Source organism: Bowmanella dokdonensis, from assembly GCF_017254865.1.
Lineage (GTDB): Bacteria > Pseudomonadota > Gammaproteobacteria > Enterobacterales > Alteromonadaceae > Bowmanella > Bowmanella dokdonensis.
Genome location: NZ_JAFKCV010000399.1, coordinates 1 through 284 on the forward strand (window position 1 = coordinate 1; position 284 = coordinate 284).

At 49.6% G+C, this 284-nt stretch carries 1 protein-coding gene; it reads left to right on the forward strand.

The window, feature by feature from the left end; all coding sequences use genetic code 11:
• Positions 1–82 precede the first annotated feature (82 nt).
• The coding region (locus tag J0A66_RS23060) for a DUF2157 domain-containing protein (RefSeq protein ID WP_206576101.1) at positions 83–284 on the forward strand (202 nt) is incomplete at its 3' end.

A 284-nucleotide genomic window follows, 5' to 3' on the forward strand; every position in this document is an offset into this window, starting at 1 on the left:
GGCCGGCATGCCACGGTTTAAACAATCAAGCTGCGCCTGCATAGGATTTGGTTAACGCCATTTAGGCAAAAGGAAGACAATAATGAAAAATGCGCATCTTCGCTGGCTGCAACAACAAGCAGCAGAATGGCGTGGCAAAGGCATTATCTCGGAACAACAACATCAGGCCATACTGGCCCTGTACCCTGAGCCGGCTAACAATAACTGGGGACAGTGGCTTATCTACGCCTTTGCCGCCGTGATATTGGGATTGGGTATTGTGCTGTTTTTTGCCTACAACTGGC